5 protein-coding genes are annotated in these 9,237 nt (G+C 76.7%); 2 read left to right on the top strand and 3 right to left on the bottom strand.

From position 1 onward, the window contains the following. On the top strand, positions 1–1,290 hold a 1,290-nt coding region (locus HCN56_RS20340), incomplete at its 5' end, for a PQQ-binding-like beta-propeller repeat protein (protein WP_167973219.1). A gap of 266 nt (positions 1,291–1,556) precedes the next feature. Here HCN56_RS20340 and HCN56_RS20335 read toward each other — a convergent pair. Further along, a complete protein-coding gene (locus HCN56_RS20335; RefSeq protein WP_209312984.1) occupies positions 1,557–2,372 on the bottom strand; it encodes a hypothetical protein in 816 nt (271 codons plus the stop codon). Between the two features lie 126 nt (positions 2,373–2,498). Here HCN56_RS20335 and HCN56_RS27055 point away from each other — a divergent pair, with 126 nt between their 5' ends. After that, entirely contained in the window at positions 2,499–4,631 is a 2,133-nt protein-coding gene (locus tag HCN56_RS27055; RefSeq protein WP_167973217.1) for an endonuclease/exonuclease/phosphatase family protein, read from the top strand. A gap of 812 nt (positions 4,632–5,443) precedes the next feature. Here the strand turns inward: HCN56_RS27055 and HCN56_RS20325 are convergent. Next, positions 5,444–5,623 carry a hypothetical protein gene (locus HCN56_RS20325; protein WP_167973215.1) on the bottom strand — a complete coding sequence of 60 codons (180 nt, stop codon included), beginning with the start codon at positions 5,621–5,623 and terminating at the stop codon, positions 5,444–5,446. A gap of 149 nt (positions 5,624–5,772) precedes the next feature. Then, entirely contained in the window at positions 5,773–8,745 is a 2,973-nt protein-coding gene (afsR, locus tag HCN56_RS20320) for an SARP-family global regulator AfsR (protein WP_167973213.1), read from the bottom strand. Positions 8,746–9,237 lie beyond the last annotated feature (492 nt).

Here is a 9,237-nt window from a genome sequence, read left to right as displayed (position 1 = left end):
GGAGTCCAGCGCGTACAGGCTGGGACCGTCGGAGGCGATGACCCGGCCGCCGGTGACCGCCATCGACCAGGCGGGCCCGCCCCGCAGCCGCCCCGCCCCGCGCAGCTCGCCGTCGGGCAGGGCGGGTCCGACGCGCCCGCGGCCGCCCCCGCCCAGTGGCGGCCGTGGCGGTTCCGCATGTCCAACGACCTCTGGGGTTCACCCGTCGTCCGCTCCGGACTGCTCTACGTCACCTCCTTCGAGGTGCACGCGCTCGACGTCACCTCCGGGCGCCGCCACTTCAAGACCCGCGAGGTCGCCTGGTCGATGGCGGTCACCGGCGGCCGGGTCATCGCCTCCGACGGTCCCAGCCTGTACGCGCTGGACTCCACCGACGGCGGCGACCGCTGGCGGGTCCCGGCGGAGGGCTGGATCCACGCGCTGCGCGCCGAGCGCGGCACGGTCGTGACCGCGACCCGCGGCGGCGGGGTGCAGGCATGGGAGGCCGCCAACGGCGAACGCCTGTGGTCGATCGGCGGGGCACAGTCCGACTTCGAGACGCCCGACACCGGGCCGGTCATCGAGGGCGGCGTCGTCTACGTCTGGGGTGAGGGCCAGGTCCGCGCGCTGGAGGCCCGGACCGGCCGTGAGCTGTGGCGCCACCACGTGGGGGACGCCGCGGCCACCGGCGGGGTACCGGTGCGGGTCCGCCCCGGCCCCGAGGGCACCGTGCACGTCGCGGCGGGCTCCCGCGTGCTGGCGCTGGACGCCGCCGACGGGTCGCCGCGCTGGCACTTCGACGCCCCGGCGGCGGTGCTGTGCCCGCCCACGGCTGTCGGCGGGCACTCCGGCTCCGCGGGCGTGTACTTCGCCGACTACCTCGGCACCGTCTACGCGCTCGACGCCGCCGACGGCGAGGAGCGCTGGCGGATTCCGACCGAGTCGCGGCAGTCCGCCGAGCCGGTCCTGGTTGCCGACGGCCTGGTGCACCTCGGCAGCGGCAGCGCCATGTACACGCTGGACGCCGTCAGTGGCACGCCGCGCTGGCGGTTCGGCGCCGGGGGCGCGCTGGTCGGCTCCCCGGTGGTGGCCGACGGCCGCGTCCACTTCGGCTCCGAGGACCGCTGCCTGTACACCGTCGACGCGGTGAGCGGGCGGCTGACCTGGAAGCTGGAAACCGGCGGCGCCATCACCGGCAGCCCGGCCGCCGCGAACGGCATGGTCTTCGCCTGCTCCGCGGACCACTGCGTGTACGCCCTCGACGCGGCGCGCGGCACCCGGATCTCCTCGGCGCCCGCAGCCGACGGCTGACCGTTCGGCACGCCGACCCGGCCCTGCCGGTCCGCGGCGCCACGCGCGGCCCGCACCCGGGAGCACCCGGTCGACCGCCCCCCGGCGGCCCACCCGGCGCCGAGGGCCGACCGCCGACGGACCGCGCACCGAGGACGGCCCTCTGAAGACCGCCACCGGAGGACCGCCCACCGGGGCTGTCCGCCGGACACGGCCGAGGGGCGGGGAAGCGGTCACCGCTTCGCCCACCGGTGGGCCCGCCCGCTCCCGGGGACGGGCCCGGCCCGTCAGGCGGCGTCCCGCCCGCCGTGGTGCCCTTCGTCGTCCTCGCGACGGCGGGCGTCACCCCAGCTGCCCCGGCGCCCGGTGTGCCACGGGCCGTCCACCACCGTCTCGTCGTCGGCCCCGGCCTGCCCCCGGCCGGGAGGCGGCGCGGCGGGCGGGCCCGGGTCCGGCGGGCGGTTGTGGTGCGGGTCGTACCGCGGGTCGGCCGGGTCCACCGGCCGGCCCGGCGCGTACGGGTCGTGGGAGGCGCGGGGGTAGTGGTCGTACGACGGGTCCACGGGCCGGTCCGGTTCGTCGGCGTAGCGGTCGTCGTACCGGTCCTCGTACCGGTCGTCCTCGCCCCCGGCCACCGGCCGGTGACCGCGTCCCCGGCCGTCGTGGCGGTGGCGGCCGTGCGCCACCGCGGGGTGCCGGCCGGCCATCAGCGCGGAGCCGATCAGCAGCAGCGCCCCGCCGACCAGCGCGCCGACGGCGCCCCACTGCATCCCGTCACCGCCGACCACCAGGGTGTCGGCGACCTGGTACTGGCGCACCATCCACAGCACGGTGATGCCGAGCGCGACGACGCCGGCCAGCGCGACCAGCAACCTCGACCGCAGCACCACCCCGAGGACCGTCAGCACCGCCACCGCCAGCATCACCAGAAAGATGCCGGCGAAGAGGTCGGCGCGGGTGTCGGTGATCCCGCCCGAGGAGAACAGCTCCTGCAGCCGGAAATCCCTCCCCGCGCGCCCGGCGTACCAGTCCCGGAAGGGGCTGACGAGGGCGATCGCCGCCCCCAGGACGGCGAGCACGGCCCCCAGCACGTTACGCAACATGGCCTGCCTCCAATGGGAGTGCGTCGTGCTCACGACGCTACGCCGGGCGCCGCACCCCCGCATGCGGGGCGTGTTGCGGACCCGTGCCTGTCCGGCTGCGACACCGCCGTACTAGCCTCGGCGATCATGCCCCTGCCGCCTTCTTCCTCCGCCGCGTCGCCCGCGCGACGCCCCCCGTCCGAGGCCGGGCCCACCCCGCCGGCCACCGCCGCCCCGGGGAACGACGACGCCGTCGCCCCCCGCGCCGCAGCCCGGGAACCGGCCGACCCCGGCCGTGAGCCCGGCACGCCCGGTGCCGAACCCGGCCGCGACGCCGGACCCGACGCGTCCGGGGGTGCCGCCGACGCCCGTCCCGCGCTGTCGACCGCGGGGGTGCTGCCCGTCCGCCACCGCTGGCCGTGGCCGGGCGCCGCGCCGCTGACCAGCGTGCTGGTGGTGCTCACCACCATCGCCGCCCTGGAGATGCTGCGGGCCTCCGGTCCGCTGCTGGACGGGGTCGCCGTCCGCCACGGCGTGCCCTGGGCGGCCCTCACCGCGGTGGTCACCTTCGGCGCCGCCGCGCTGGCGGGCCCGCTGACCTGGTGGGTCGGTTCGCGGGAGGCGGTGCTGCTCTCGGTCTGCGGGCTGGCGGTCCTCCGGCTGGTGGTGCAGTTCCCGGCCGCACGGGGGCTGCTGACGGTCTCGGCCGCGGTGGCGGCGGCGCTGATCGCGCTGCTGTTGGTGCTCCGCGCCGCCCTCGGCACCCAGGACGGGCCCGCGTGGGTGGCGCGCGCCGTCGCGCTGGGCGTCGCGATAGACCTGGCGGTCCGGCTGCCGCTGGACCTGTGGGACCCCGTCTGGCGCGGCGGGCCGATCGGCTGGTCGGTGGCGCTGCTGCTGGTCCTCGCGCTGTCGGGCGCGGCGTGGGCGCGGTACCGCGAGAACGCCTCGGTGCCGATGCCGGTCACCGCGCAGCTCGCGGTGGCGGGCCCGGTGCTGGCGCTGCTCGGCGTCTTCCTCGCCTCGCCCGCGTTCCTGGCGTCGCAGGGCGGGATGTCGCAGTCCTCCGCCGGGATGTGGATCGCCGGCGGCGTCCTGCTGGGCATCGCGGGTCTCTCGCTGCCGCAACTCCCCGTCGCCGGACCGGTGGCCGCGGTGGCGCTGCCCGTGGTCGTCCTGGCGCTGCTGGTCTCGCCGCCGCTCCTCGCCGGACCGCTGACGCTGCTGGCGCTCGCGCTGCTGCCGCTGCTGCTCACCCGCGCCGTGACGCTGCGGGAGGCGGGCCGCCGCCGTACCGCGCTGCTCGGCATGACGCTCGCGGGTCTGGGCTGCGGCCTGGGGTACGTCGCGGTGGTGCTGCCGTACCAGGCGCACTACGAGATGCCGATGCCGGTGCCCAACGCGGTCTTTCCCGTGCTGGGCGCGGCGGCGATCGGCTGGGCGGCCTGGACGGCGAGTCCGCCGGCGCGTCCGGCGCGCGCGGTGGCCCCGCTGCTGACCGCGGGCGTCCTCTTCGCGATGCCGCCGCTCAGCGGGGCGCTGTCCCCGGCGCCCCACCCGCTGCCGACCGACACGGCCGACGGCTCCTATCGGCTGCTGTCGTGGAACGTGCACTACGCGGTCGACCGCGACGCGGAGCTGGTCCCCGAGCAGATCCTCTCGGTCGTCCGTGACTCCGGGGCGCATGTGGTGGTGCTCCAGGAGGTGCCGCGCGGCTGGCCCGTCGCGGGCGGCACCGACCTGCTGGCCTGGCTGGAGAACCGGCTCGACGTCACCGCGGTGTGGGCGCCCGCGGCCGACCGGCAGTTCGGCAACGTCATCCTCACCAGTCTGCCGGTGACGGAGTCGCACAGCCGGTCGCTCCCGCGCAGCGGCGGCACCATGGGCCGCTCCTACGCGGTGGCGGAGATCGAACTCGCCGACGGGCTCACCACCCGGGTCGCCACCACGCACCTCCAGCACGACGACGCGCGGGACACCCGGCTGGTCCAGTTGGGGACGCTGCTGGCGGACCACCGCGAGGAGCCGTTCTCGGTGCTGGCGGGGGACTTCAACGCCGAGCCGGGCTCGACCGAGATCGACACGGTGCTGGACGCCGGGTTCCGCAGCGCCCAGGACGAGGCCGGCGACCCGGACGCGTTCACGGCGCCGACGCATGATCCGGCCCACCGCATCGACTGGGTCTTCGGCAGTGAGGGCGCCGACTTCGAGGAGTTCACCGTCCTGGACTCCACCGCCTCGGACCACGCCCCGCTGACGGTCACCGTCATCCAGCGCTGACCGCGACCGGGGCTGCCCCCGGTCCCTGCGGGAGACGCCGGACCGGCCCACCACCGTGGCGGACGGACCGTTCGGCGCGGCCGGTGCCCTCGCTGTCGCGGGGCGGTGGCCGCGCCGCCGTGCACCGAGCCGGGGGTGCCCCTGGCCGGTCCGGCGTCAGCCGTGGCCGGCGCCGGCCCGGTGGAGTGCCGGGCGGCGCCGGACGACCTGTGGCAGGACGCCCGGTCCGGCGGGCCGGTCTGCCGGGCGTCCTGAACGGGGAGTTCGGTACGGAGCCGCCCCCGCGGCTCCCGTGACGTGACGTGACGCCGCCGACCGGACCGCGTGCCGTGGACCGTCCGCCGGACGGCCGCCGCACACGCTCCCGGGCCGGACCGGCCCGGGGCGGCCCCCTGCCGCTGCCCGGACCGGTCGCTGCTCCGGTGCCGCCGGTGCCCCCCCCCTCGGGCCCCCCTGGCGGCCTGCACCGTCCGACGTCCGGAACCGATACCCCCCCGGTGTCCGGCGGCGGCTCGTGCTCCCCGGGCGGAACGCCCCACCCCCCAGTGGAGCGGTCCCGCCCGGGTGCGAGCCGCCGGAACCGGGCGCCGGCCCCCCCAGGCCGGCATCCGGTTGTCGAACGGTGCCCGGCACCACCGAGGGCACCGGACCGAGTTGCCCTCCCCGTGGGGGCAACTCGTGGACACAGCCTGGCAGTCGCCGTTAAACGTCTGCTAAACGTCCCCCGACCGGCCCCCCCACGGCTCCTGGCACGGTCCCGGACCGACGAAAGCCGCGGCCACCGTCACGGTGGCCGCGGCTTCGGAGGGTACTCAGCCGGTGGGCGTGCCGGTGGCGTGGCTGTCGCCGGTGACGTGGTTGTCCTGCGGCTTGGGCGTGCCGGTGACGTGGTTGTCGCCGGTGACGTGGTTGTCCTGCGGCTTGGGCGTGCCGGTGACGTGGTTGTCGCCGGTGACGTGGTTGTCCTGCGGCTTGGGCGTGGCGGTGGTCATGTGGTGGCTCCCTGCCGTGGTGCGGACCGTGCTGCCGTCGCCTGCTGGGGGCGGCGGACTCCGGCGGATGTCTCCGCCGGAGTGGTCCAGAGGCTGTCAGCGCACGATAAACGTTCTCTTGACGTCAACTTCCGCCGGGCGGCTGGACGTCAGGGCCTGTCGCAGTCGACCAGGCGCCGCATCTCCGCTGCCTCCGGGCGCCCGGCCCGCTCGTACAGGTGCAGCGCGTTCCGCCAGCAGACCTGCGCACGGTCGTCCTGGCCCGAGTCGTGCAGCGCGTGACCGAGGAGACTCAACACGTTGGCGCGCCGCCACTCGCCGCCGACGTGTTCCAGCAGCCCGAGCGCACGCTCGGCGTGTGCCGCGGCCTCGGCGGGGTCCTGGCGGGCGCGGTGGAGCTCGGCCAGCCGGAACATCGTCATCCCCTGCCAGATCTGCTGCCGGTTGCTGTCGAACCCCGCGAGCGCCGCGCTCAGTTCGCCGAGCGCGCGGTCGTAGGAGGCGGCGGCGGTCAGTGCCATCCCGAGTGCGTACCGGGCGTTGGACAGCCGGAGGGTGGCGCCGAGCCCTCGGTAGGTCTCCAGGGCCTCCTCGGCCAGGGACACTGCCGAATCCAGACGTCCCGCGCCCAGCCGCAGCCGTGAGAGGTTGCTGAGGGCGCTCGCCGCGCCCGAGGCGTTGCCGTCGGCCCGGAAGGCGGCCAACGCCGTCTGCAGGTGCTCCTCCGCCTGCACCGGACGTTCGAGGTAGATGGAGGTGATCGCCCGGTCGTTGTGGGCGTTGCCCGCCGTCACCGGGTCGGCGGCGCAGCCGGGCAGCGCGATGACCGACGCGGCCTCGGTGTCGGCGTCCTGGAACCGGCCCGCCATGCGGTGGCTGTGCGCCAGGGAGATGCCGGCACGTCCCTCCGCGGTCTCGTCGCCCGCCTCCCGGGCCGCCGCGAGCACGGCTCGCGCGCACCGCTCGTAGTGCAGCGCGTAGGCCCCCGACTCCGCCAGGTCCTTGGCGGCGATGAGGGTGTCGACCGCTGCCCGCAGCGTCGCACCCCGGGCGGCGAGGCGGGCGGTGGTGAGCAGGCTCTCCGCCTCGGTGAAGAGCCAGTCCAGCGCCGCGTCGGGGTGCGGGAAGTCGAGCCCGGGGCGGTCGGTGGCGGCCAGGTGCTCGATGGTGCTGTCGCCGGGCCGCTCCATGGCGAAGACGTGCTTCGCGGTGGCGAGGTGGAAGTCGAGGAGCCGCGCCAGGGCGGCCTCCCGCACCGGCGGCTGCTCGTCGCGTTCCGCGCAGGCACGGGCGAAGAGCCGCACCAGGTCGTGCATCCGGTACCGGCCGGGTGCGGCCGACTCGACCAGGCTCGTGTCGACCAGCGACTCCAGCAACTCCTCCGCCCGGTCCGGCTCCTCGGCCAGCAGGGCCGCCGCGGCGTGCAGCGAGATGTCGTGGCCCTCGGCGAGGCCGAGCAGCCGGAAGGTGCGGCGCTGCGCCGGGTTCAACTGGCCGTAGCCGAGCTCGAAGGTCGCCTTCACGGCGAGGTCCCCGGCGGTGAGTTCGTCGAGGCGCCGCCGCTCGTCGGAGAGCCGCCGCGCCAGCGCGGCGACCGTCCAGGTGCGGCGGGCGGCGAGCCGCGCGGCGGCGATGCGGATCGCCAGCGGCAGGAAACCGCAGGCGGCGACGGTGTCCATGGCGGCCTCGCGCTCCGCGCGGACGCGTTCGGCCCCGACGATCTTGGCGAAGAGCTCAATGGCCTCCTCCGGGCTCATCACGTCCAGGTCGACGAGGTGGGCGCCGGCGAGGTCGATCATGCGGACCCGGCTGGTGACCAGCGCGGCGCAGCTCGGCGCACCCGGCAGCAGCGGGCGCACCTGGGCGGCGTCCCGCGCGTTGTCCAGCAGGACGAGGACACGGCGCCGGTCGAGCAGCGACCGGTAGAGCGCGGCGCGCTCGTCGACCCCCTCCGGGATCGTCGCCTCGGGAGTGCCCAGTGCCCGCAGGAACCCGGCCAGCACCGCGGCGGGGTCGGCCGGCCCCGCCGACTCGCCGCGCAGGTCGGCGTAGAGCTGCCCCTCCGGGAAGTGGTCACGGGCCGCGTGCGCCACGTGCACCGCCAGGGTCGTCTTGCCGACGCCCCCGATCCCCGCCAGCGCCGAGACGGCCATGACGGAGCCGCCCGCGGAGCCCAGCCGGTCGCCCAGCTCGCGCACCATGGACCGGCGGCCGGTGAAGTCACTCACCGCGGCCGGGAGTTGCCGAGGCTCCACCATCGCCTCCGCTTCCCGGTCCGGCTGCGGCTCCGGGGCGAGCGCCTCGTCGGCCGCGAGGATGCGCCGGTGCAGCTCGGCCAGTTCCGACCGCGGCTCCACGCCGAGTTCGTCGATGAGGATGCGGCGGCCGTCCGCGTAGACCGCCAGCGCCTCCGCCTGCCGACCGCAGCGGTACAGCGCCAGCATCAGCAGCTCCCGCAGCCGTTCCCGCAGCGGGTACGCCGTGGTCAGCGCGGTCAGTTCCGACACGGACTCCGTGTGCAGGCCGGCCCGCAGCGCGACCTCCAGCCGCGCCTCCCGCAGCGACAGCAACTGCTCGGCGAGCCGGTCCCGATGGCGTTCGGCCCCCGGCCCGGGGACCCCGGACAGCGGCTCCCCCTCCCACAACTCCACGGCCTCGCCGTACAGCCGGTGGGCACGGGCGGCGTCGCCCTGCTCGTCCGCCCGCTCGGCGGCCCGGGCCAGCGACTCGACCTCGGCCAGGTCCACCGCGTCCTCGGGGCCCAACCGCAGCGCGTACCCGCCGGCCTCGCTGACCAGCGCGGCGGAGCGCGCGCCGAGGGTCTTCCGCAGCCGGGAGGCGTAGGTGCGCAGCGTCGCCAGCGCGTGCGTGGGGGCGTCGACACCCCAGATGGCGGCGAGGAGTTCGTCGGCCGTCGCCGGGCGGCCCCGCCGCAGCAGCAGCTCCGCCAGCAGCGCCCGCTGCTGCGGGGTGCCCGCCGGTAGCGTCGCCGTGCCGTCGCGGACGACGACGGGCCCGAGCACCGTGAAGCGCAGGCCGGGGGCGGTCGGGACCGGCGTGCCGGTCCCGGATCTGGGCTGGGGGACGCGCGTTCCGGCATCGGCTCCCTGTCCGGCCGTCATCTCCACCTCTGCTCTCACCGGTGCGCCCGTCGCCACGCGTCGTCCGCGCGAACCGCGACGTCTCCCGGCGGTAAGTGTGCCTGGTACCGGGGCCGACCGTAAGATGCCCGCCCCGTGGTCACAGTCCGCCCGACCTCGGCGTCCCCCTTCCGACCCCGCTGCCACCCGCCCGGCGCGTCGCGCCCGGCGGCGGTGCTGCCGCGGCACCGCGGCCAACGGGCCGGCGGTGCTCGCCGACCGGTCGTGCCTCCCGTGCCGTGCGTGCCCGATCCCCCGATCGCGCACTGCCGCACCGCGGTGGTCGGCGCCCCCGTCGACCGGTGCCGACGGTCTCTCACTCTACCCACGCGGGGCGCACGCAGAAGGTTCCGCGATACCGGTCCGGGAACCGGAGGCGCCGTCACCGCGCCTCGCGTCCCGGCGGCCCTCGTGGCCTCGGCCGCTGCGCCGGGACGGCGACGGCCGCGCGCCCCCTCCTGCCGAGGGAGGGGG

This window comes from Streptomyces lonarensis, from assembly GCF_012033735.1.
GTDB lineage: Bacteria > Actinomycetota > Actinomycetes > Streptomycetales > Streptomycetaceae > Streptomyces > Streptomyces lonarensis.
Note: the sequence above shows the minus strand (reverse complement) of the source record. Positions and strands in the feature narration are given on the sequence as shown.